The sequence below is a fragment of the Bifidobacterium asteroides genome (genome assembly GCF_009683175.1).
In the GTDB taxonomy this organism is placed as follows: Bacteria; Actinomycetota; Actinomycetes; order Actinomycetales; family Bifidobacteriaceae; genus Bombiscardovia; species Bombiscardovia asteroides_H.
Genome location: NZ_WKKW01000005.1, coordinates 70,653 through 93,268, shown reverse-complemented (window position 1 = coordinate 93,268; position 22,616 = coordinate 70,653). Strand labels below are relative to the sequence as shown.

The 22,616-nt window shown below is 61.6% G+C and carries 19 protein-coding genes and 1 tRNA gene; 1 reads left to right on the top strand and 19 read right to left on the bottom strand.

Annotated features, from left to right (window positions below; all coding sequences use genetic code 11):
- Positions 1 to 12: 12 nt before the first annotated feature.
- The 7 genes from GKC41_RS07450 to glyA form a co-directional block, all read right to left on the bottom strand.
- The gene (locus tag GKC41_RS07450; protein ID WP_015021717.1) at positions 13 to 810 is read right to left on the bottom strand and encodes an HAD-IIA family hydrolase; all 798 of its coding nucleotides are present in this window, start codon (positions 808 to 810) and stop codon (positions 13 to 15) included.
- 67 nt (positions 811 to 877) lie between these two features.
- Positions 878 to 948 (bottom strand) — tRNA-Gln (locus tag GKC41_RS07445).
- A gap of 81 nt (positions 949 to 1,029) precedes the next feature.
- A complete protein-coding gene (locus GKC41_RS07440; protein ID WP_154313630.1) occupies positions 1,030 to 2,046 on the bottom strand; it encodes a ribose-phosphate diphosphokinase in 1,017 nt (338 codons plus the stop codon).
- A 103-nt stretch (positions 2,047 to 2,149) separates the two neighbouring features.
- The gene (gene nadD / locus GKC41_RS07435; protein WP_154313629.1) at positions 2,150 to 2,830 is read right to left on the bottom strand and encodes a nicotinate-nucleotide adenylyltransferase; all 681 of its coding nucleotides are present in this window, start codon (positions 2,828 to 2,830) and stop codon (positions 2,150 to 2,152) included.
- Positions 2,831 to 2,835: 5 nt separating this feature from the next.
- Positions 2,836 to 3,393: a phosphoribosylglycinamide synthetase gene (locus GKC41_RS07430; protein WP_324612097.1), complete on the bottom strand. Its 558-nt coding sequence runs from the start codon at positions 3,391 to 3,393 to the stop codon at positions 2,836 to 2,838.
- On the bottom strand, positions 3,390 to 4,703 hold the full coding sequence (locus tag GKC41_RS07425; protein WP_418904398.1) for a glutamate-5-semialdehyde dehydrogenase: 1,314 nt from the start codon (positions 4,701 to 4,703) through the stop codon (positions 3,390 to 3,392). Before GKC41_RS07425 ends, GKC41_RS07430 begins: the two co-directional genes overlap by 4 nt.
- A gap of 118 nt (positions 4,704 to 4,821) precedes the next feature.
- Positions 4,822 to 6,129 (bottom strand): serine hydroxymethyltransferase, encoded by a 1,308-nt coding sequence (glyA, locus tag GKC41_RS07420; protein ID WP_154313626.1) that lies wholly within the window; start codon positions 6,127 to 6,129, stop codon positions 4,822 to 4,824.
- A 205-nt stretch (positions 6,130 to 6,334) separates the two neighbouring features.
- Here glyA and thrC point away from each other — a divergent pair, with 205 nt between their 5' ends.
- On the top strand, positions 6,335 to 7,816 hold the full coding sequence (thrC, locus tag GKC41_RS07415; protein ID WP_154313687.1) for a threonine synthase: 1,482 nt from the start codon (positions 6,335 to 6,337) through the stop codon (positions 7,814 to 7,816).
- Positions 7,817 to 7,833: 17 nt separating this feature from the next.
- Here thrC and GKC41_RS07410 read toward each other — a convergent pair whose 3' ends face one another.
- The 12 genes from GKC41_RS07410 to pflB all read right to left on the bottom strand — a co-directional run bounded on the left by GKC41_RS07410 (position 7,834) and on the right by pflB (position 22,487).
- Positions 7,834 to 8,550 carry an ABC-2 transporter permease gene (locus GKC41_RS07410; protein WP_154313625.1) on the bottom strand — a complete coding sequence of 239 codons (717 nt, stop codon included), beginning with the start codon at positions 8,548 to 8,550 and terminating at the stop codon, positions 7,834 to 7,836.
- Positions 8,547 to 9,500, bottom strand: a complete 954-nt coding sequence (locus tag GKC41_RS07405) for an ABC transporter ATP-binding protein (RefSeq protein WP_229281720.1) — start codon at positions 9,498 to 9,500, stop codon at positions 8,547 to 8,549. The genes GKC41_RS07410 and GKC41_RS07405 overlap by 4 nt, the downstream gene beginning before the upstream one ends.
- 25 nt (positions 9,501 to 9,525) lie before the next feature.
- On the bottom strand, positions 9,526 to 9,933 hold the full coding sequence (locus GKC41_RS07400; protein ID WP_154313623.1) for a GntR family transcriptional regulator: 408 nt from the start codon (positions 9,931 to 9,933) through the stop codon (positions 9,526 to 9,528).
- Positions 9,934 to 10,382: 449 nt separating this feature from the next.
- Positions 10,383 to 12,155 (bottom strand): DNA repair protein RecN, encoded by a 1,773-nt coding sequence (locus tag GKC41_RS07395; RefSeq protein ID WP_154313622.1) that lies wholly within the window; start codon positions 12,153 to 12,155, stop codon positions 10,383 to 10,385.
- A complete protein-coding gene (locus GKC41_RS07390; protein ID WP_154313621.1) occupies positions 12,155 to 13,093 on the bottom strand; it encodes an NAD kinase in 939 nt (312 codons plus the stop codon). Before GKC41_RS07390 ends, GKC41_RS07395 begins: the two co-directional genes overlap by 1 nt.
- Positions 13,094 to 13,163: 70 nt before the next feature.
- On the bottom strand, positions 13,164 to 14,477 hold the full coding sequence (clpX, locus tag GKC41_RS07385) for an ATP-dependent Clp protease ATP-binding subunit ClpX (protein ID WP_154313620.1): 1,314 nt from the start codon (positions 14,475 to 14,477) through the stop codon (positions 13,164 to 13,166).
- Positions 14,478 to 14,623: 146 nt separating this feature from the next.
- A complete protein-coding gene (locus GKC41_RS07380) occupies positions 14,624 to 15,292 on the bottom strand; it encodes an ATP-dependent Clp protease proteolytic subunit (protein ID WP_154313619.1) in 669 nt (222 codons plus the stop codon).
- A 9-nt stretch (positions 15,293 to 15,301) separates the two neighbouring features.
- Positions 15,302 to 15,889, bottom strand: coding sequence for an ATP-dependent Clp protease proteolytic subunit (locus tag GKC41_RS07375; protein ID WP_029678947.1), 588 nt, complete (start codon positions 15,887 to 15,889; stop codon positions 15,302 to 15,304).
- 179 nt (positions 15,890 to 16,068) lie between these two features.
- Entirely contained in the window at positions 16,069 to 17,445 is a 1,377-nt protein-coding gene (gene tig / locus GKC41_RS07370) for a trigger factor (RefSeq protein WP_324612096.1), read from the bottom strand.
- Positions 17,446 to 17,494: 49 nt separating this feature from the next.
- Positions 17,495 to 18,781: an HRDC domain-containing protein gene (locus tag GKC41_RS07365; RefSeq protein WP_324612095.1), complete on the bottom strand. Its 1,287-nt coding sequence runs from the start codon at positions 18,779 to 18,781 to the stop codon at positions 17,495 to 17,497.
- Between the two features lie 349 nt (positions 18,782 to 19,130).
- The gene (pflA, locus tag GKC41_RS07360) at positions 19,131 to 20,012 is read right to left on the bottom strand and encodes a pyruvate formate-lyase-activating protein (protein ID WP_015021700.1); all 882 of its coding nucleotides are present in this window, start codon (positions 20,010 to 20,012) and stop codon (positions 19,131 to 19,133) included.
- A 99-nt stretch (positions 20,013 to 20,111) separates the two neighbouring features.
- Complete coding sequence (pflB, locus tag GKC41_RS07355) at positions 20,112 to 22,487, bottom strand: formate C-acetyltransferase (RefSeq protein WP_154313617.1); 2,376 nt, start codon at positions 22,485 to 22,487, stop codon at positions 20,112 to 20,114.
- Positions 22,488 to 22,616 lie beyond the last annotated feature (129 nt).

The window sequence follows — 22,616 nt, the reverse complement described above, 5'->3', positions numbered from 1 at the left end:
TCTGTCCGCCGCTCAAAACTCCACCACCCCGCTCTCGGCGATGTCGATCAGATCCTGAATGGAGTCCACCACCTGGTCAGGGCGGTAGGGGAAGGTTTCCACCTCGGATCGTGTGGTGATACCGGTCAGCACCAGGAAGGTGTTCAGGCCGGCCTCGACACCGGCCACCACATCGGTATCCATCCGGTCGCCGATCATGGCCGTGGTCTCGGAGTGGCCGCCCACCCTGTTCAGGGCTGTGCGGAACATGATGGGGTTAGGCTTGCCTACAAAGTAGGGCTCTCGGTTGGTGGCCTTGGTCACCAGGGCCGCCACCGCGCCGGCTGCCGGCAGGACGCCGTTCTCGCTGGGGCCGGTGGCGTCCGGGTTGGTGCAGATGAAGCGGGCGCCGCCCAGAATCAAGCGGATGGCTGTCGTGATTGACTCAAAGGAGTAGGTTCGGGTCTCGCCCAGGATCACATAGTCCGGGTTGATGTCGGAAAGGATGAATCCGGCCTCATGCAGGGCCGTGGTCAGCCCGGCCTCACCGATCACGTAGGCCGACCCCCGCGGCATGGTCCGGGACACGAAGTCGGCAGTGGCCAGGGCCGAGGTCCAAATCCGATCCTCAGGCACGTCGATGCCCGAACGACCAAGGCGGGCCGAAAGATCACGAGGGGTGTAGATGGGATTGTTGGTCAGCACCAGATATTGGCGGTTGTTGCGCTTGAGGGTGTCGATGAATTCGGCAGCGCCGGGCAGGGCCGTGTTCTCGTGCACCAGCACGCCGTCCATGTCGGTGAGCCAGGTTTCGATCTTCTTGACTGCCAAGACAGTTCCTTTCGGTTGGTCACCGACCCCAAGGAGGCCGTCTCCGACCGGAATCGGCGAGCGTAAGCTCCCCCACCTGGATTCGAACCAAGACTAAGGGTTCCAAAGACCCGTGTGCTGCCTTTACACCATGGGGGAAAGGCGGAACCATGGGGCCCCGCCAGGTTCATTATGCCACAGCCGGACGATTACGCCACGCCATGCCGGGCAGGCAAGGCTTTAAGCGAAGAGGAAGCCCTGGCCATGATGGGCAGGATAGGTGTCGAAGAGCCGGGCCACCGAGCCGTCCTCGAAGACCGCCTTGATGGCCGAGGCCAGCAGGGGGGCGATGGACAGGACGGTCAGCCCGTCCCAACGCTTCTCCTGGGGAATGGGGACCGTGTCGGTCAGAATGACCTCCTTGGCCTTGCAGGACTTGAGCCGCTCCACGGCGGGTCCGGACATGACACCGTGGGTGGCCACGATGGTGATGGAGTTGGCACCAGCCTCATCCAGCACATTGCAGGCCTCGGCAATGGTGCCGCCGGTGTCGATCAGGTCGTCCACCAGCACGCAGTCCAGGCCGCGCACGTCGCCCACCACCCGATGGGCCACAGCCTTGTTGGGCTGGGTGATGTCGCGGGTCTTGTGGATGAAGGCCAGGGGCACGCCTCCCAGGCGCTGGGCCCACTGCTCGGCCACCCGGATGCGGCCCGCGTCGGGAGAGACCACGGCCACCTTGGACAGATCCATCCGGTCACGCACATAGTCCACCAGCACAGGCATGGCGATCAGGTGGTCCACAGGCCCGTCGAAGAAGCCCTGGGACTGGGCAGCGTGCAGGTCGACCGACATGATTCGGTCCGCGCCGGCCGCCTTGAGCAGGTCGAACATGAGCCGACAGGAGATGGGCTCGCGGCCCAGATGCTTCTTGTCCTGGCGGGAGTAGCCCAGGAGCGGGCAGACTGCGGTGATGGACCGTGCCGAGGCCCTCTTGAGGGCGTCGATCATGATCAGCTGTTCCATGATGGACTTGTTGACCGGGTCGGAGTGGGTCTGCAGGACGAAGACATCGGCTCCACGCACCGACTCCGTATAACGCACATACATCTCGCCGTTGGCAAAGTCGTAGGCTGTCGTCTCGAGGACGTCAATGCCGAGTTGATCGGCCACGTCCGCCGCGAGTCTGGGATGGGCCCGGCCTGTGACAAGTATGAGATTTTTTCCTGGTCTGCCTTTGAGTATCGCGCTCACCATATCTCCAAACGTTGTTTTCGCTGAAGCGGACAGACCCCATAATAATGGCGCGCGCTGACACAGCCGTACAGTCCGTGTTGGCGAGTCCGACGGTATGCGAAGCTCAGGAAGCCGAGCGATAGAGCCCGTGCTTGTTGATGTACTGCACCACCCCGTCCGGGACCAGGTACCAGACCGGCATGCCCCGGGCCGAACGACGCCGCACGTCCGTGGACGAGATGGACAGGGCCGGAATCTCCAAGGTATCAACGCAGTGGGCAGGCACCTGAAGGTTGTCAAGACTGGAGGAGTAACCGGGCCGGGAGACGGCCACGAACTTGGCCAGATCCCACATCCTGTTGGCATCCTTCCAGCGCATGATCTCGGCCACGGCGTCCGCCCCGGTGATGAAGAAGAGGTCGCTGTCAGGGCGCATCCGCTTGATGTCGCGCAGGGTGTCCACCGTGTAGGTGATGCCAGGACGCTCAATGTCCACCCGGGAGACCGTAAACTTGGGGTTGGAAGCCGTGGCGATCACGGTCATCAGATAGCGGTCCTCGGCATTGGTCACCGTCTTATCGAGTTTGAAGGCCGGGCGACCGGTGGGCACAAAGATGACCTCATCCAGGTCGTAGACCCAGGCCACCTCTGAGGCAGCCACCAAGTGGCCATTATGGATGGGATCGAAGGTGCCGCCCATGATTCCAACCCGGGGCCGACGGTTAGGGTGGGCCGGTCCACAGGCCCCGTCAATATCTGATGGCTCCTGCCCCGATTCTCCCTCCTTGGACAGTTCAGACATCATCCGGTTCACGCCTGCTCGCCCTCCCGTCTGGCTTCCGAGGCGTTCTCCTCGTTCTCAGACTCGGCCTCCTGACGCATCTGCTCGGCGCTGGGGTTGACCCGGTCAGGATCGATTCGCTCCATGTCGGCATTCCACTCCTCCTGGACCACACGGCGGATCTCGGAATAGGTGGGCAGAGGGAAGCCCGGCTGGTAGGCCCGACGGACCTGGGCCACGCATCCGGTGATGGCTACCAATGAGTCGGACAGGTCGGCGATGCGCCCCTCCTGCTCCTGCTTACGGAAGACCGGCACCCGCTCCTCCATGACGGTGATGTCGTGCCTGACCTGGTTGAGTTGGTCCTGATCCAAGTCACGCACATCATCGGCATGTTCGTCGGGCCAGCCAATCAGGACTGCATCGGCGTACTCCAGGCAGGAGCGCTGGTCTGCATCCGGGATGCCGTCCTCGATTTGGACCAGAAAGACGTACCGCAACAGGCTCAGCCGCTCTGAAGCCACCCTCAGCCAGATGCGTGGATTGTCGTGTTCGCGTTGGAAGAGCTCTTCGATCTTCTCGTTCACGGCCGCACCTGCCCCCTGCCGTAGCCGATCCATTTGGTGGTGGTCAGCTCCTGCAGACCCATGGGCCCTCGGGCATGCAGCTTCTGGGTGGAGATGCCCAGCTCGGCACCCATGCCGAACATACCGCCATCGGTGAATCGTGTCGAGGCATTGACCATGATCACAGCTGAATCCACCCGGCGGGAGAACTCCTCCACAGCCTCGTAGTCCCGGGCCAGGATGGCCTCTGTATGACCAGTGGAGTGACGGTTGATGTGCTCAATGGCCTGATCCAGGGAGTCCACCACGCGGACCCCCATCTTCAAATCCAGATATTCGCGATCCCAGTCAGCCTCTTCTGCACGGACCAGCAGGTCTTCAGGCAGACCATGTCCGGCAAGGATGTCCATGGAGACCGTATCCAGGTGCAGCTCGACCTGGGCCCTTGTCAGCGCTTGGGCCACACGGGGCAGGAATTCAGCGGCCACATCCCGGTGGATGATCAACTTTTCGGCGGCGTTGCAGACGCCTACCCGCTGGGTCTTGGCGTTGACGATGATGGGGATGGCCTGATCCATGTCCACCGAGCGGTCCACGTATATATGGACATTGCCGGCACCGGTCTCGATGGTGGGCACAGTGGCCTGCTCAATTACGCTGCGAATCAACCCGCGGCCACCCCTGGGCACCAGCAGATCGATATGACCGCGCGCCTTCATCAGAGCCTGGGCCCCTTCGCGACCGTATCGGTCCACGGAAGCCACCAGAGCGGGATCGAGCCCCTGCTCACGAAGGACCCCACCTATCAGTTCCACCAGGGCCCGATTGGTGCGATCGGCCGCGTGGCCTCCTCGCAGGAGGGCCGCATTGCCGGACTTGAGGCAGAGGGCCACCACATCGATGGTGACATTGGGGCGGGCCTCGTAAATCATAGCCACCACACCCAGAGGGACCCGCACCTGATTGAGCCGCATGCCGTTGGGCATGTCATGGCCGCGAACCACCTCGCCCAGGGGATCGGTCAGCCCAGCCACCATGCGCACGGCCCGGGCGGCATCCGCGATACGAACCTTGTCCAAGCGCAGACGGTCGATCAGCCCGGCGCTCATTCCTTCTTCAAAGGCCTGTGTGCAGTCCTGCTCATTGACCGCGGCAATCTGATCGGCCTGGTCGACCAGTGCATCGGCCAGTGCCAGCAAGAGGGCGTTCCTGGCCTGACCGGTCATGCCCGCCAGACCTGCCTGTGCAGCGGCCGCCGCATCGGCCATGGTACAGACCCGATCGAACACATCCTGGCGACCGGAGTTACCGCTTTCACTCATGTTCGTCAGATCCTTTCGCCCTCACGGGTCCGCCAGACCCATTTCTGTACCGATTGTAACCCTCAGCAGGGGCAATGACGACAGGAGGAGGGAGGGCATTGCCGCTCCCCCCTCCTCCAAGGACCAATCAGTGGGTCTGATCCAGCTCAGGATAGAGCGGGAAGGCCTCGACCAGCCGGTCCACCCGGGCCTTGAGGGCATCCAGATCCGCCTGGGGGCCCTGGGCCAACGCGGTTCCGATCACGTCGGCCACCTCCTCGTACTGGGCCGGGCCGAATCCGCGAGTAGCCAGGGCGGAGGTCCCGATGCGCAGACCGGAGGCCACAGAAGCCGGGCGCGGGTCGAAGGGCACCGTATTGCGGTTGACGGTGATGCCGATCCTGGCCAGCAGGTCCTCCCCCTGGCGACCGTCCATCTCGCTGTTGCGCAAATCCACCATGACCAGGTGGACGTCCGTCCCTCCAGTGAGCACGGTGATGCCGTTGTCGGCCACATCCTTGGCCATCAGACGCTCGGCCAGAATCTTTGCACCCTCCAAGGTGCGCTCCATGCGTTCCTTGAATTCAGGCGTGCCGGCCAACTTGAAGGCCACGGCCTTGGCGGCGATCACATGCATGAGCGGCCCGCCCTGGTTGCCGGGGAAGACCGAGGAGTTGAGCTTCTTGGCATACTCCTGACGAGCCAGGATGAACCCGGAGCGGGGTCCGCCCAGGGTCTTGTGGGCCGTGGAGGAGACCACATCGGCATAGGGCACCGGGCTGGGGTGCAGGCCAGCTGCCACCATACCCGCGAAGTGGGCCATATCCACCCAGAACTTGGCCCCCACCTCGTCGGCGATCTCCTTCATGGCTGCAAAGTCCTCAATGCGCGGATAGGCGCTCCATCCGCCGATGATCAGGGCGGGATGGGTCTCCAGGGCCCGCTGACGGATGATCTCGGGCTCGATGCGGAAGGTGTCCGGATCGACCCCGTAGGATTCGGCATGATAAAAGCGCCCGGAGAAGTTGATCTTCATGCCGTGGGTCAGGTGGCCGCCATGGTCCAGGGCCAGGCCCAGCACGGTGTCCCCGGGCTTGATCAGGGCCTGATAGACGGCGGCGTTGGCCTGGGCGCCCGAATGGGGCTGGACGTTGGCGTACTCGGCGCCGAAGAGGGCCTTGGCGCGGTCCCGGGCCAGGTTCTCGACCTGGTCCACCCACTCGCATCCGCCGTAGTAGCGTCTGCCAGGATAGCCCTCGGCATACTTGTTGGTCAGCACGGATCCCTGGGCCTGCAGGACGGCCTTGGGCACGAAGTTCTCAGAGGCGATCATCTCCAGACCGCCGCGCTGACGCTCCAGCTCTCCATCCAGCAGTGCAGCGATCTGCGGATCCACCTGCGAGATCGAAGAGTTCAGGACATCGTAGGATTGCTGTACCGGGTTCTCTTCGACCATGGGTCGCTCCTTTGTCTTTATAACGTACAGCCTCGGATACAGGGGCTGGTGGGCAATACTGTACGCCATGCCGACCCCTGGCAGGCCCTGGCGTCCACAGACAGTTTCCTCCGCGAGCCGAGCAGTGCAATGGTTCGGACCCCTGCACGGGGTAGAATGCCCTGGTAATGATCAGTTCGGCGACATGGCGGAGGGGCAGGCAACCATGAGCACATACCACAGCACCCGAGGCGGCGTGGAGCAGCTGCAGTCCAAGCAGGCCATCAGACGAGGCCTGGCCCCTGACGGCGGACTCTACGTCAGCGATGAGCTGGATGCTCTAGCCATTGACCCCGCCTCGGTCGCCGGTCTGGACTACAGGGGCACAGCCAAGCTGGTTCTTTCGGGACTGCTGAGTGATTACTCCTCCGCTCAACTGGACTCCTGCCTGGATGCAGCATACGGAGAACAGTGGTCCGATCCGGCAATCACCCCTCTGGTGGACCTGGGCGGCAACGACTTCGTACTGGAGCTCTTCCGCGGGCCCACCTCGGCCTTCAAGGATGTGGCCTTGCAGCTTCTGCCGAGACTGATGGCCCTGGCCGGGGACGATGGCGAACGGATCATGGTGCTTACGGCCACCTCCGGAGACACGGGCAAGGCGGCGCTGGCCGGTTTCGCAGACGCGCCCGGCACGGGCATCACCGTCTTCTACCCTCAGGGCAAGGTGAGCCAGATCCAGCGCCTGCAGATGGTCACCCAGGAGGGCGGCAACCTGCAGGTCTGCGCGGTTCGGGGCAATTTCGACGATGCCCAGTCCGCAGTCAAGTCCATCTTCGCCGACGCCGACCTGGCTCATGAACTGAGCGAAAAGGCCTCGACCGTGCTCTCATCGGCCAACTCCATCAACGTCGGCCGCCTGGCCCCGCAGGTCGTCTACTACTTCCGAGCCTATGGGTCCCTGATGGAACGGGGAGTGATCAGACCTGGGGATCCGGTCGAGTTCTGCGTGCCCACCGGCAACTTCGGCGATGTACTGGCCGGATACTACGCCAAGATGATGGGGCTTCCAGTGGCCCGCCTGACCGTGGCCTCGGACCGTAACCGGGTCCTCAACGACTTCCTGACCACAGGCATCTATGACCGCAATCGTCCCTTCTACACCACCACTTCCCCCAGCATGGACATCCTGATCTCCTCCAACCTGGAGCGGATGCTCTACTACATGGCCGACGGCGACACCAAACTGATTGCCTCGCTTATGAGCGATTTGGAGTCCACGGGACGCTACCAGGTGCCCGAAGCCGTTATGACCAGAATCCGCGGACTCTTCTCCTGCGGCTGGGCCGACGAGGACCAGGTGGCCTCAGCCATCAGCGACTGCTGGGAGGACCGGGGATACCTGATCGATCCGCACACGGCCTGCGGCTACCAGGTCATGACCGAGCAGACCGACAGGGATCCTGCCGTACCCCGGGTGCTGCTGTCCACGGCCAGCCCCTACAAGTTCCCCCGGGTGGTCTGCCAATCCCTGGGCCTGGAGACCCAGGACAGCGACTTCGACTGCATGGACATCCTGGCCGAGGCCACCAACACCAGGCCTCCCAAGGCTCTGCGCGCCCTGGAAAGCGCACCTGTGCGCTTTAAGGACTGCATCGATCCCAGGGAGATGTCCGACTACGTCCGCCACGCGGTCATGCAGTCCTGAAACCTGGACAAATTGGCTCAGATCTCCTTCCTGGCATAGACCTTGCGAGATATGACTATCGAAACCATATCAACCGCCAGAATCAAGGCCAGCCCGAGGACCATCGGCCGCCACAGGTCGGAAGTCAAAGATCGCATGATTGAATTCCAGAAGGTCCCCCAGTCCAAGGGCAGCAAACTGCCGATAAGGGCCATGATTGGCACCAAACCAAGAAGCGCCAGGAAGACTATCATTGCCTTAACTGGCTCCAGCCAATAAAACAAGGGTGTAGCTACCGCAAAGAGCAAAGACTCCAACAGGAACAACCCCGAAGCAAACAAGACAGTGTCGCGCCAATGGTCCTGACCATGCAAAAATGAATCAGTAGCGTAGAAGAAGAATATTGCATAGCCGCAAGACTGAACTAGGACCAGCAGAATTACAGCAGCATAGCGTCCGAATACCTGGTGATCACGTGTTATGGGCAGCAGACCGTTCAAGCGAATTGCCGTATTGCTGAAATCGACGAACATACCGAATACCAGGCCTACAAGCAGTCCGATTCCCATGCTGGTTACTGCTCCCGTCAACGCAGTCCGTGCATCTTCCCCGTCATTGCCTGTCAGGGCCATGACTAGGTTCAGCAGGATTCCTATGAGAGGAACGGACATGAAAATCAGCACACCGACCCAGGTTCTCCCTGCTCCTGAGAAACGTTGCATGTCCAACCTGATCTGCTTGGCTATCGCCTTCATGACTCCACCTCCTTATTCCTGTCGGTCGCGGCAGGTGAGCCCGCGGTCAGTCTGATGATGTTGTCAAAGTCGGCCCGCTCCACCAGGTAGCGGTCCTCTGAAGGCTCCACGGCGGCAGGGGAAGCCGATGCCAGAAAATCCTTCAAGTGTTCGGCAGGCACCAGAGCCTCGAAACCTGTGGCGGAACGCTGCAAACCCATCAGATAGGGTATCTGCGCTCCAGCCAGATCGTCCGGCCCCCCTCTTACGACCTGGAAAGCCTCCATCAACTCGTCCTTGGGGCCGGTGTAGAAGACAGACCCCCGATTGATATAGGTGACGAAGTCAGCCACCCGTTCAAGATCCGTGGTGATGTGGGTGGAGAAAAGCACCGAGTGACGGCCGTCGCCGATGTAGTCCAGCAGAATATCCATGAGCTCGTCCCTGGCCAGGACATCCAGACCACTGGTGGGCTCATCCAGAATCAAGAGCCTTGCATCGTGGCTGAGGGCGACGGCCAGCATCAGCTTCATCTGCATGCCACGGGAAAGCTTGCCGATTTTACGGTTTTCCTGCAGACCGAACCGACGCAGATAGTCGTGGTAGCGATCACTGTCCCAAGAGGGATACATGGGTGCCATCACTGGCTCGACGGCCTTGACCTTCCATGCCTCCGGGAAATAAATGGAATCGAAGACCACGCCCAGGTCTGCTTTGACATCTTCCTCCTGGTTCAAGGGATCACGGCCCAAAATGCTGATTTCTCCGCTGTCTCGGCGGGTCATATTGAGCAAGAGCCGAATCAGGGTGGATTTGCCTGCACCGTTAGGGCCTATCAATCCCATGATGTAGCCCATGGGCAGGTCCATGGTGACCTGGTGCAGACGGAAACCCGTACCGTCAGCCTTGACGTAGCTTTTCCCAAGGTCACTGACGCGCAGGGCATAGTCGATCCCCTCAACAGAAGTCATCATCGGCGGTGATGCACACATACTGCTATTCCTTTCCTTCTTCGGACGCTGGCGCAGAACCCTTGCCGCCCAGCAGGATGTCGAGCAGGCCGCGAATCCGGTCCGGGTCCATCCCGGCCCGACGAGCCGTATCGACCGCCTCCCCCAGCAGGGACTGCACGCGGTCCTCCAGATGCTGCCGCATGACCTGGTCGCCACTGTCGGCCACGAAGGTCCCCTTGCCTTGGATGTTCTCCACCAAGCCCTCTTGGGCGAGTTCGGTATAGGCGCGGGTCACGGTCAACACGGACACTCTGAGCTCCTGTGAGAGATGTCGCAGGGAAGGCAGCCCCTCCCCCGCTTTCAGGTCTCCAGTCAGGATGGCCGAACGTATCTGGTCCTCGATCTGCCGATAAATTGGCTGTCCGGACAGGGATGAGATGATCAGCTTCATCCAAGCCCCTTTCATTGATTGTCGGTACAACCCTGGCTGAGCTGTGCCGGTGTTCATGTATACACTATAACAGTTCGGTTATGAAGACAAACCAGCCGCTGATTTTCCAAGGATCTACGAACATGGTTCGAGAATTGATAGATCCTGCCCTATAGTGTTGAAATTCCGGCCGACGACAATTTCGGACAAAATCCATTTGGAGGAGGTCATCGCCGCATCGTTCAGGTAAAAGGCGGATACAGTGCCATCAACGAAAATCCGGCACGGTCGTTGCCGTACGGCCATCTACACCGATTGCCTGCTGTTGAATCGTAAAAATGAAGAGCAACAGAAGCACGGATGTCGAGCATGCATCAGCACGACCACAAAAGGCAGCAAAGTCGCCAAAACTTGCCAAAGTCGTTGAATCGACGGACTTCGACACCACGAAGTTCAGAGGACAACCAGACCTATCGGGTCTGGAGTCTGCTGGAGGACAGAAGCTCTCGGGCGTGCTTTAGAGAGGTTGCCGACTCGCTGCCGGCCAGCATCCGGGCAATCTCCCGCTCTCTGTCTTTGCCTTCCACCTGGTGGACCAGGGTTTCTACGGCATCGCCGCCCTCCCGGCCCTTGGCCACGACGAATTGTCGATCGGCCCAGGAAGCCACCTGTGGCAGATGGGTGACCACAATCACCTGGGCGGTGACAGCCAGCCGGGCCAGACGGCGACCAAGCTCTACAGCAGCCCGTCCGCCTACACCAGCATCCACCTCGTCGAAGATGAAGGTCATGGTCGGACCGCCAACCTGGGAATCTAGGCCAGTATGCCCATGGCCAGTCCCGTCAGGTCCTGATGAGGTCCGGCCTTCGGCGGCCACCAGCTCCAGAGCCAGCATGAGACGGCTGAGTTCGCCGCCCGAGGCGCTCTTGCCCATGGGCAGCAGGTCCGAACCTGGATATGGCCTGAAGAGAAAGTCGATCTGGTCCAGACCATGTCCGTCCATCTCCTGGTCCTGACGCGGCCTGACGCGAATCTCAAGCCCAGCGCCCGCCATGGCCAGGGAGCGCAATTCGCCATCGACAAGATCGCTCAGTCGTCTTGCAGCTTTGGTCCGTGACGCAGACAAATTCCGTGCCGCCTTCAGGGCGCTTCCGCGAAGCTGCTCAACCTGACCTTGAAGCTCCTCCAGCTTCTCGGGCGAGGCATCCATGTCCTCAAGTTCAAATGCAGCCTTCTTGCGCCAAGCCAGAACATCGTCGATGCCCGGTCCCCAGCGTCGGGTCAGCTCATCGAGATCGTGAATGCGAGCATTGATCTTGTCCAGATCGCCCTCCTGGCCTTCGTCGTCCAGCTGGCTGCTCAGGGTGAAGACCAGGTCAGACAGGTCGGCATTCAGCGCGCGCAGCCGCTGGGCCGACTCCTGAAAGACCCCCTCTACACCGATGCCCTCCAGGGCGGCAATAGCTCGTTCCACCAGGGCCGTAGCCGAAGGTGCATCGGCATCGGGGTCGATCTGACCTGAGTCCAGGGCGGACAGTGCGGACATGACCCCCTGACTGATCTGGGCAGCGTGCTCGATCCTGTCCCGCTGTGCCTTGAGTTCACGATCCTCGCCGGAATGGGGGTCGACCCGGTCGATCCGGGCGATGGATTCTCTAAGATAATCAGCTTGGGCCATAGCGCCGGACTGTTGGTTACGCAGCTCCTCCAGATGGTCCTGGGCCTGCCGGTACTGCCTGAAGGCCTTGGAAAAAGCCTCCAGCTGCGGACCGTCACCGGCATAGGCATCCAGAAATTCGCGCTGCCGGGCCGGACTGGCCATACGCATCTGATCCGCCTGCCCATGGACGGTGACCAGCATCCCAGCCACCTCCTCCAGCAGACCACGAGGTGCCGTCCTGCCGTTCAGAGCGGCACGGGAACGCCCCTTGACCGGCATGGTTCGGGCCAGGAAGATCTGCCCCTCATCCTCCAAGGGCAGGCCAGCCTCGGTTATGGCAGCGGTCACTGGATTCTCGACTCCTGCTGCTCCTGCATCGAAAATCCCCTGCACCCAGGACTCACGGGCTCCAGGCGACACCAGTTGGGGGCGGGCAGCGGACCCAGAAATCAGCCTGATGGCGTTGAGCAGCATGGACTTGCCGGCCCCGGTCTCTCCGGTGATGGCCGTCATGCCAGCAGCAGGCCGTAACAGGGCATGATGGATGGGACCCAGGTCTCGTACTTCAAGCTCTTCCAACATCAGTGCTCCTTGTTCGACTCCGGTGGCTCCCCCCGGTCCTGCCCGTTCGCAGCCGCCGAGGGGCGATGCTGCTCCCTCCAGCCGACCACCGGCAGATCAAACTTGGAGACCAGCCGTCTGGTGAAGGGCACCCCGGACAGCCTGGCCAGCCTCAGGATGTCGTGGGACTGCCGCACCACGATGCGGGAGCGCTTGGGCACAGGTCGTTGGCGGCGCCCGTCATTACAGATCCAGCCGGCCGATTGGGAATCACCCAGGATATCCAGGGTGAACTGCGACTTTGGGCCGATGATCAAGGATCGGGCGAAGAGGGCGTGTGCAGCTATGGGCACCATCTGTAGCGACTGCGCATCCGGCCAGACGATGGGCCCGCCCACCGAAAAGGCATAGGCTGTCGATCCGGTCGGGGTAGCCACAATCATGCCGTCGCAGCCGAAGGAGCTCATCTCCACATCGTCCACTCTGACCGATACCTCGATCATCTTGCCCCGATCATACCGTTCCAGGGTCATGTCATTAAGGGCCCAGTCGCTCAGTGGTCGATCGGCTCCGGGTATCCACAGGTCCACATGGGCCACCATGCGCTCGTCGATGGAGTAGTCATGATCGGCCACCCGGCGAATGGCCTCCCCTATCTGGAAGCTTTCGAACTCCGCCAGGAATCCCACATGACCCAGGTTGACCCCCAGGATGGGCACCTGGGTGCCCTTGACCAGCTCTGCAGCCCGCAGAATGGTCCCGTCGCCGCCCAGGACGATGACGATCTCGGTGTCGTCGGCCACCTTCTGGCTGGGACTGCCGAATTCCGGGGCGGCGATGTTGTCGACAATCGAGACGCGAAATCCGTCCCGGCGCAGCTGCTCCTCGACCTCGTCAACCAGGTGGCCGCTTACCCGGACCCGGCTGTGCGTGACCACGACAGCGCTACGAGCACCCATAGGGCCTCCCTTCCGGCAACAATGATCATCCTATCGGGCCCGGCCAACAGCTGCGCTCATCGCGCCGGGGTCAGGCCAAACGACGATCAGCGGCTGCGGCCATGCCTCGCCCGGTCTCATACCGGGGTGATCCGGTCCCTTCCACGGCATCGGCATCCACCACGACACGGGAGACATCAGTCCTGTCAGGCAGCTCGAACATGGTCGCTTCAAGGGTGTGCTCAATGATACCCCGCAACCCTCGGGCGCCCACCTTGCGCTCCAGGGCGATGGCGGCAACCCGATCCAAGGCGGCATCAGTGAAGACCAGATCGGCCCCGTCATCCAGGAACATGCGCCGGTACTGGTCGACCAGGGCATTGTCCGGTTCGGTCAGCACCCGCCGAAGCTCATCGGCGCCCAGTGGTTCAAGTGTGGAGATTACCGGCAACCGCCCCACAAACTCGGGAAGCAAGCCAAACTGTTCCAGGTCCTCGGCCCTGACCTGACTCATGATCCGGTCGTCGGGCACCCTGTCAGTCCCCTGAGTAGCCGAGAATCCGCTCTCTCGCAGACCCAGCCGTCGGCGGACGATCTCCTCAAGGCCGACGAAGGCGCCGCCGCAGATGAAGAGGATGTTGGCCGTGTCCATGACGACCGTGCGGACATCCCCATGCCGCCGCGAACCCTGTACCGGCACGCGGGCCTGGGTGCCCTCGATGATCTTGAGCAGGGCCTGCTGGACCCCCTCGCCGGACACGTCCCGGGTAATGGATGTGTTCTCGCCAGACTTCCTGGCGATCTTGTCGATCTCGTCGATGTAGATAATCCCCCGCTGGGCCAGGTCCATGTTGCCGCCTGCAGCCTGAAGCAGTCCCTGCAGGACGGATTCCACGTCCTCGCCCACATACCCAGCCTCGGTCAGACTGGTGGCATCCACTATGACGAAGGGGACGTTCATAATGGTGGCCAGGGTTCGCGCCAGGTAGGTCTTGCCCACGCCGGTGGGGCCCATGAGCAGGATGTTGGACTTGTCCACCTGGACGCGTGGTGCCGCGCCCTTTCGATCAAACGCGGCGTCAGCAACACGGCCACGGTCGCCCAGGTCCATATTGACGCGCTTGTAGTGGTTGTAGACAGCAACGGACAGGGTGCGCTTGGCGGCCTCCTGGCCTATGACATACCGGTTCAGATAGGCGAATATCTTTGAAGGCGCAGGCAGGGTCACCCGCTGGTCGGCGGCATCCTTGGCCATGTCCTCCTGGATGATCTGGGCGCATAGACGTATGCATTCGTCGCAGATGGCGCAGGAAGGCCCCTTGACCAGGCGGCGCACCTGATGCTCATCCTTGCCGCAGAACTCGCAGCGATTCAGTCCGTCATTGTAGCTGACCACACGGCCCATGGCTCTCCCTTCCCGGAGAATCCCCGAGGATCGCCGAAATCAAACTTTTAATTGGCATCGTCCATGATGCCAAAAACGTCCGGAGGCCGTAGGTCCCAGGGGCCCGCCGCCATCCGGACGATCAATCATGCACTCAGTCACCGGAGCTAATTACGGTGCTCCAGGACCTCGTCCACCATCCCGTAATCCTTGGCCTGTTGGGCGGTCAGAATGGTGTCCACCTCGATGTCCTTGCGGATCTTCTCCACATCCTGACCGGTGTGCTTGGCAAGGGTCTCCTCCAGCCAGGTGCGCATGCGCAGCATTTCCTTGGCCTGGATCTCGATCTCAGTGGCCTTGCCGAAGTCCTGCTCCATGGCCGGCTGGTGGATGAGCACACGGGCGTTGGGCAGGATCAGGCGCTTGCCCTTGGTGCCGGCCGCTAGAAGAACGGCAGCAGCCGAAGCGGCCTGGCCCAGGCAGACGGTCTGCACATCGGGCTTGATGTACTGCATGGTGTCATAGATGGCGGTCATGGCCGTCATGGATCCCCCCGGCGAGTTGATGTAGATGATCACGTCGCGGTTGGGATCCTGGCTCTCCAGAACCAGGAGCTGGGCCATGATGTCGTCCGAGGAGGTGTCATCAACCTGGACGCCCATGAAGATGATTCTGTCGTCAAAGAGCCTGGTGTAGGGGTCCTGGCGCTTGTAGCCGTAGGGGGTCCGCTCCTCGAACTGCGGCAGCACATAGCGGTCGGCGGGCATGGAGGCCAGGCCGCGAGGGCCGGCCAGTCGACGGGCCCGTGCTACGAATTGCGCTTCTTCAGATGCCATGTGGAGTGCTCACTTCCCTTGATCCGCGGTCATAGTGCCGTGTGTGGTCACGATCCGGTCGACAAAGCCGTACTCCAGGGCCTGCTGGGCCGTGAACCAGTGATCGTATTCGTTGTCCCGGTAGATCTCCTCCAGGGTGTGGCCGGTCTGTTCGGCCGTCAGCTGGGAGAGCGTGCGCTTCATGTCCATGATCAGCTCGGCGTTGATCCTGACATCAGTGGCTGTGCCACCGACGCCGCCCGAGGGCTGATGCATAAGCACCCTTGCATGGGAGGTGACAAAGCGCTTGCCCTTGGCCCCGCTGGAAAGCAGGAACTGGCCCATGGATGCCGCCATGCCGACCGCGACCGTGGCCACGTCCGGCTCGATCAACTGCATGGTGTCGTAGATGGCCATGCCGGCCGTAATGGAGCCGCCAGGCGAATTGATGTAGAGCCAGATATCCTTCTTGGGATCCTCGGCTGCCAGCATCAGCATCTGTGCGCAGATGACGTTGGCGTTGGCGTCCTTGACCTCGTCCCCCAGCCAGATGATCCTGTCCTTGAGCAGTCGGTTGAAGATGGGATCGGTCGGCGTAGGGGCCTCCCCCTCCTCCATCACGGGACTGGTTGCCAATGAGTTGTTCACCCTGTCTCCTTCGATAAACGTATCTGTATTGAGAGTAGCCCCCGCAATCGACGCAGCCACGGTCTTTCTGCTCTTTGCGCAACCGCTACGACAGGGCCGCACCCAGGCTGTTTCGCCACTGGATGCGGCCCTGTTCGCTGCTTTGAAAGCTACTCCTGATCCTGGGAGAGCTGGTCTGCAACTTCAGCCGCGGCGGAGGCAGCCTGAACACTCTCGTCCTGCTCCTCCTGGGCCTCAGGCTCACCCTCGCCCAGGAAGCGGCTCAGGTCCACCTCCTGGCCATCGGGATCCTTGAAGGTGACGGCCCGCATGCCGGCCAGCATGCCCTTGGAGCGGCCGACCTCCTGCACAGCCGAACCCAGCTGGCCGTTGCGGACGATGCCGTTGATGAAGGCACTGGGATCCATGCCGTACTGCTGGGCGATGGAGGCCAGGAAGTTGGTCACGTCGGCCTGGCTGACCGTGATGCCCAGCTTCTCGGCCAGGGCATCCAGGGTCATCTGGTCGCGCAGTTCCTTCTCCACGGTCTGCTCGGCCTCAGCCTTCTCATCCTTGCTGGCCTTGTCCGGGTCCTTGCCGGTGTTCTTGAGCTGATCGGTCACCATGGACTGCTTGATGCCCTTGGGCACCGGGATGTCCAGGCCGTCCTGGAGCTTGGCGATGAAGGCGTCGCGGGCGTCAGTGGCCTGCCGACCCTCGGCATCCACCTGGCACTGCTTGCGCACGTCCTCGCGCAGCTCCTTCAGGGTCTCGAACTCCGAGGCCTCCTTGGCGAATTCATCGTCCAGGTCTGGCAGCTCCTCGGCCTTGACCGAGTTGACCTTGACCTTGATCTGGGCCTTCTCGCCCTGGTGCTCGCCGGCCTCCAGGGTGCCCTCGAAGGTGGTCTCTTCCCCGGCGGACAGCCCGTCCAGGGCCTCATCCAGGCCGTCCAGCATGGTGTTGGAGCCCAGCTCGTAGCTGACCCCCTGCTGGGAATCCACAGACTTTCCGTCGATGACGGCATCCAGGTCGATGTTGGCGTAGTCACCCTTGGTGGCGGGACGATCCACGCTGACCAGGGTGCCGAAGCGCTGACGCAGGTTGTCCAGACGCTTGTCCACGTCCTCGTCGGTGACGGCTGGCTTGGGGACCTCAATCTCCATGCCCTCGATGTCGGGCAGCTCGAACTTGGGACGAATCTCCACCTCGGCGGTGAACTTGAGCTTGGTGTCGTCCTTGGCCGAGGAAGGGATGTCCTTGACGTCGATCTGCGGCTGGGCCATGGCGTGCAGCTGCTTCTCCTCCAGGGCCTTGGAGTAGAGCTCGGGCACGCCGGCGTTGACGGCCTCGCCCGCCACGCTGGCAAAGCCCACGCGCTGATCGATGATGGGTCCGGGCACATGGCCCTTGCGGAAGCCGGGGATGGTCACCTGCTTGCCGATCTCCTTACGGGCCTGATCCAGGTAGGGGTTCAGCTCATCGGGATCGACGGTGATGGTGAGCCTGACCTTGGTGGGCTCGAGGTTTCTGACGCTGATTTTCACGCTGCGCTCCAATTCATCCAAACCGTTTGATCTGCCAGTAAGGCAACCGTTACATAATAGCGCGAGTCAGGGACTCTGACAGGAGCGAAACCTGCCAGGGACGGGCGCCCTCCTGACGCAGGAAGTCGGCCACATCCCGTTTCTCTGGTTCGTCTGTCCAGCAGAGGTTGCGCAAGTAGCGGGGCTTAATCAGAATCTCGTCGGGGGTGTTGGACCGGTGTCCCACTTCAGTCACTGCCTTGCGCGCTGCCTCCAGCCTGGCGAACCGGTCCGGATGGCGGCGTCTCCAGACCTGCATCGACTTGGGGGCGTTGGTCTCCTCACACCGTGGCTTGGGAGGCACCGGCAGCTCTCCGGTAGGAAGACTCAGTGCTTCCAGAATGGCCTGTTTCCAGACCGAAGGCCTGACCCGGCGCTGGATGGGCGCATAGCGCTCGAACATGCGGTCCTGCTCGCCGCCAGTGTGGATCCTGACCCGCTCGTTCAAGGATCTGATGGCCCGGAATTGGGCGTTGTTGTGCGGCTTGAGCCTGCCGGCCTCAATGATGGCCTTGTCTGGCAGAAGGAGGGTCGGAGCTATATCGTAGCGGCGGGCCAGCTGGTCTCGGGTGGTCCACAGGGAACGAGCCACAGCCAGGCCTCGACGATCATTGTGCAGGGCGTTGATATGCGAGATATGCCGCCAGGGCTGCTCAGGCTCCAGCTTGGGGATTTTGCACTGCTCCAGCAGCCAGGCGAATTCCTGCCTGGCCCATTCATCCTTGCCGTGACGGCGCAGATCCTCCAGCTCGCGCGACCGCACCTGATCCAGCAGCTCCACGTCCAAGGCGGCGTAATTGCGCCAATCACGCGGCAGCGGTCGGTAGGACCAGTCCGCTGCAGAGTGCTCCTTTGCCAGCGTCAGACCCAGATAGTGCGCAGTCACTGCAGACAGACCGTAATGCCCCAGGTTGAGCATCCTGGCCGCCAGCTCGGTGTCGAAGAGCGATGAGGGCCTCATACCCAATGCATAGAAGCCAGGCAGATCCTGAGGGGAGTCATGAATGATCCATTGGGACCCATCGACAGCCTTATTGAATTCCGACCAGTCACAGCCCGCCTGCATCAGAGCCGGTGGGTCCAGAAGGAATATCCCCGCCCCCTGGCGCTTGAACTGGACCAGATAGTCGTCGTGGCCATAGCGGAAGCCCGAGGCCCGTTCAGCATCCGCGGCCAGCGCACCGCTGCCCTGGGACAGCATTCGACAGGCCCGGCGGTATCCGGCCATATCGTCGATGACCGACGGCACACCCTGGGCGGGCTCTGAAAGCAGCTGCGTCTTAGGCTCCGTGGTCACCTGCGCTCAACCTCTTTTGTAGTTTGTCTTCCATCACGACACCGGGCCGACCGGCCCGGAAAACACACGCCTGAAAGCATAGTCCATGCCCTCAACCCACCGGAAAACCTTTGCAAAGCATGCCTTGTCGGCAATTTATCGATGTACAGTATCGGTCATTCATAAAGCCGGTCATTCAACGTTCCAGTCATTTAATGATTCCGCCATTCAGCGAGTCCGCCATTCGCTGATTGGCTGGCTGGCCTTCACACAAGCAGACAAAACTCCCCACGGTGTTAGCCGTGGGGAGTCATAAGACAATTATTCTGATTGTTCCTGGGCCACCCGGGAACCAAACTAGTTCTGCGCCTCAGTAGACCACGAAGCCATGGGCCTCCAGCTGCTTCTTGACCCGATCCTTCAGGGCCGCGGAAGGACCTTTGGCATCCTCCAGCGGGTAGGGAATGCGCAGCTCATGCCACTTGGGCCGTCCAAGCTGATGGAAGGGGAGCACATCAATGTGCTCAATGGCATCCTTGAACTGTTCGCACACCCGAGCCACATTCTCGACGTTCTCCTCGGAGTCGGTCAGCCCCGGCACCAGCACGAAGCGAACCCAGATCTTGCTGCCGCGGGCAGCCAGACGCTTGCCGAATTCGATTGTAGGGGCCAGCGTACCACCGGTCACCTTCTTGTAGGTGGCCTCGTCGCCGGATTTGACATCCAGCAGGCACAGGTCGATATCGTCAATCATGGCATCGGTGTAGTTGCGATTGAGGAAACCTGATGTGTCCAAGCATGTGTGGACGCCCATCTCCTTGGCAGCGCGAAAGACGCGTGAGACAAAGGCTGCCTGCATCATGGACTCACCGCCGCTGAAGGTGATTCCTCCGCCCGTGCTCTTGAAGAGGTCCTGGTAGCGGGCCACCTTGTCGATCATGGCCTGCAGGTAGACGGGCTGGCCGTCGCGCATCTTCCAGGTGTCAGGATTCTGGCAGTACTGGCAGCGCAGGGGGCATCCGCTCATGAAGACGGTCATCCTTGTGCCCGGCCCGTCCACTGAGGTGTTGATGTCCCAGGAGTGAACAAATCCGATGTCGCCCGTGCGCAGGGCATTCATGCGGTCGTGCCGGTCCAGTCCAATAGGCGATTCGAACCCCGAAAGGCCGCCCATCAGGGTCTGGCTCTGGTAGACCTTGGATTCCTTGAGCATGTGCGGCTGTGTGGTATGGAAGGTGGTGGTCTCCGTCATCGGATCCTCCTGAAAAAGACGAAAAGGGGGCGGGGCCTTGGTGCGCCCCGCCCCATGATTCACCGTCTCATCGACGGTTGACTATCGCCACAAGGGCGATCAGTCGGTCACCGCGCCCTGGTGGAAGGTGCGGGAGATCACGTCGAGCTGCTGCTCGCGCGTCAGCTTGACGAAGTTGACAGCGTAGCCCGAGACGCGCACGGTCAGGTGCGGGTACTTCTCGGGGTGCTCGACAGCATCCTCCAACTGCTCCTTGCGCAGGACGTTGATGTTGGCGTGGTAGAGCCCGTGGCCGTTGCCGGCATCCAGGATGCCCACCAGGTTGTTGATGCGCTCATCCTCGTCGCGGCCCAGGCCGTCGGGGGTGATCGTGTTGGTCAGCGAGATGCCGTCCAGGGCGTCGTTGTAGTCGATCTTGCCCACGGAGAACATGGAGGGCAGCATGCCGTGCGAATCCATGCCGTTCTCGGGGTTGGCACCGGGAGCGTACGGGGTGCCCTTCTTGTGGCCGGAGGGGAAGGACCCGGTGTTCTTGCCATACTCCACGTTGGAGGTAATGGTCAGGATGGACTGGGTCGGCACAGCGCCACGGTAGACAGGCAGGCGCTTGATCTGGCCCATGACGGTGGACACGGTCCACTTGGCCAGGTCGTCGGCGCGATCGTCGTCGTTGCCGTAGATCGGGAACTCGCCAACGGTCTTGTAGTTGACGATCAGATCGTCGTCAGCGCCCTCGACATACTCAGGAGTGCCCTTGGCATCCTTGTTGTAGATCGGGTAGACCTTGGCGTACTTGATAGCCGACAGGGAGTCAGCGGCGATGGACAGGCCGGACATGCCGCAACCCAGGGTGCGGTAGACCTCCTTGTCGTGCAGGGCCATCTCAATGGACTCGTAGTCGTACTTATCGTGCATGTAGTGGATGATGTTCAGAGCTTCGACATAGGTCTCGCTCAGCCACTCCAGGGCCTTCTCGTAGTTGTCCTTGACCTCCTGGAAGTCCAGAGAACCGTCTTCCTTGGGGGTGACAGGCTTGATCACGTCCTTGTCGATGACCTGCATGCCGGTCATCTCGTCACGGCCGCCGTTCATGGCGTAGAGCAGGGCCTTGGCGGAGTTGACACGCGCGCCGAAGAACTGCATCTGCTTGCCGACCCTCATGGGGGACACGCAGCAGGCGATGGCAGCGTCATCGCCCCAGTGGGCGCGAATGTCCTTGTCGGACTCGTACTGGATGGCGGAGGTGTCGATGGAGATACGGGCGCAGAAGCGCTTGTAACCCTCAGGCAGCTTCGGATCCCAGAAGATGGTGATGTTGGGCTCGGGGCCGGGTCCAAGGTGCTCCAGGGTCAGGGTTGCCAGCAGACGGAAGGAGGTCTTGGTGACCATGGGCCTGCCGTCGTCGCCGAAGCCAGCGTCGGACCAGGTGGCCCAGTAGGGGTCGCCCGAGAAGATGTTGTCGTAGTCCTTGGTCCGCAGGAAGCGCACGATGCGCAGCTTCATCACGATGTTGTCGATGATCTCCTGGGCATCGGTCTCGTCAATCAGGCCAGCGGCCAGATCACGCTCGAAGTAGACGTCGAAGAAGGCGGACAGACGACCGATGGACATGGCGGCGCCGTCCTGGCTCTTGACCGAGGCCAGGTAGGCCATGTAGGTCCACTGGACGGCTTCCTTGGCGTTCATGGCAGGACGGCTCAGATCCAGGCCGTACTCCTTGCCCAGGTTCAGCAGCTGCTTCAGAGCCTTGATCTGCTCGGCGTGCTCCTCGCGGAAGCGAATCCAGTGCTCGATCTCTTCCTCGGTGAAGTCGTTGCGGTAAGGAATCGAATCCTTGTCGGCCTTCTTGCGGGCGATCAGCTCATCGATGCCGTAGAGGGCCACACGACGGTAATCGCCGATGATGCGGCCACGGCCGTAAGCATCGGGCAGACCGGTCAGAATCTTGTTGTGGCGGGCCAGCTTGATCCTCTTGGTGTAAACGTCGAAGACGCCATCGTTGTGGGTCTTGCGATACCGGGTGAAGATCTTCTTGACCTCGGGATCGGGCTCCTTGCCGGCCTCCTTGAGGGCCTGCTCAACCATGCGCCAGCCGCCGTAGGGCATCATCGCACGCTTGCAGGGAACGTCGGTCTGCATGCCGACAATCACGTCGTCTTGGGTCTCGCCGGCAGGCTTGCCGTCGATATATCCGGCTGGGAAGGCGTCAATGCCCGCCGGAGTGTGGGTGTCCACGTCGTAGACGCGCTGCTTGCGCTCTACGGCAAGGAAATTGTCATCCAGGTAGTTCCACAGGAACTTGGTCTTCTTCGTAGCCGGCGCCAGGAAGGATTCATCACCGGTGTACGGAGTGTAGTTCTTTTGAATGAAGTCGCGAACGTCGATGTCTTTCTTCCAGTCCTCGCCCTTGAAGCCCTTCCAAGCCTTGGCTTGCAGCTCTGCGGGAGAGACGGTATTGGTCTCAACTGCTGTCATAGTCAACTCCTTGTTGATATGGTCAATGGCGCTTCCTCACACCACTGTCACTTTCAAGTATAGGGGGCGCACTACCACGGGAAACCGAATCGCGACGTGAGCTATATCACACTGCGAGCAGACTCGCAA

Excerpts from the sequence above, each read along its gene's own strand:
- pflB (WP_154313617.1), bottom strand. The coding sequence starts at position 22,487 with ATGACAGCAGTTGAGACCAATACCGTCTCTCCCGCAGAGCTGCAAGCC.
- GKC41_RS07440 (WP_154313630.1), bottom strand. The coding sequence starts at position 2,046 with ATGGTGAGCGCGATACTCAAAGGCAGACCAGGAAAAAATCTCATACTT.
- pflA (WP_015021700.1), bottom strand. The coding sequence starts at position 20,012 with ATGACGGAGACCACCACCTTCCATACCACACAGCCGCACATGCTCAAG.
- thrC (WP_154313687.1), top strand. The coding sequence starts at position 6,335 with ATGAGCACATACCACAGCACCCGAGGCGGCGTGGAGCAGCTGCAGTCC.
- GKC41_RS07410 (WP_154313625.1), bottom strand. The coding sequence starts at position 8,550 with ATGAAGGCGATAGCCAAGCAGATCAGGTTGGACATGCAACGTTTCTCA.
- GKC41_RS07375 (WP_029678947.1), bottom strand. The coding sequence starts at position 15,889 with ATGGAGGAGGGGGAGGCCCCTACGCCGACCGATCCCATCTTCAACCGA.
- clpX (WP_154313620.1), bottom strand. The coding sequence starts at position 14,477 with ATGGGCCGTGTGGTCAGCTACAATGACGGACTGAATCGCTGCGAGTTC.
- GKC41_RS07395 (WP_154313622.1), bottom strand. The coding sequence starts at position 12,155 with ATGTTGGAAGAGCTTGAAGTACGAGACCTGGGTCCCATCCATCATGCC.
- GKC41_RS07400 (WP_154313623.1), bottom strand. The coding sequence starts at position 9,933 with ATGAAGCTGATCATCTCATCCCTGTCCGGACAGCCAATTTATCGGCAG.
- GKC41_RS07390 (WP_154313621.1), bottom strand. The coding sequence starts at position 13,093 with ATGGGTGCTCGTAGCGCTGTCGTGGTCACGCACAGCCGGGTCCGGGTA.
- glyA (WP_154313626.1), bottom strand. The coding sequence starts at position 6,129 with ATGGTCGAAGAGAACCCGGTACAGCAATCCTACGATGTCCTGAACTCT.
- GKC41_RS07405 (WP_229281720.1), bottom strand. The coding sequence starts at position 9,500 with ATGACTTCTGTTGAGGGGATCGACTATGCCCTGCGCGTCAGTGACCTT.
- nadD (WP_154313629.1), bottom strand. The coding sequence starts at position 2,830 with ATGATGTCTGAACTGTCCAAGGAGGGAGAATCGGGGCAGGAGCCATCA.
- GKC41_RS07380 (WP_154313619.1), bottom strand. The coding sequence starts at position 15,292 with ATGGCATCTGAAGAAGCGCAATTCGTAGCACGGGCCCGTCGACTGGCC.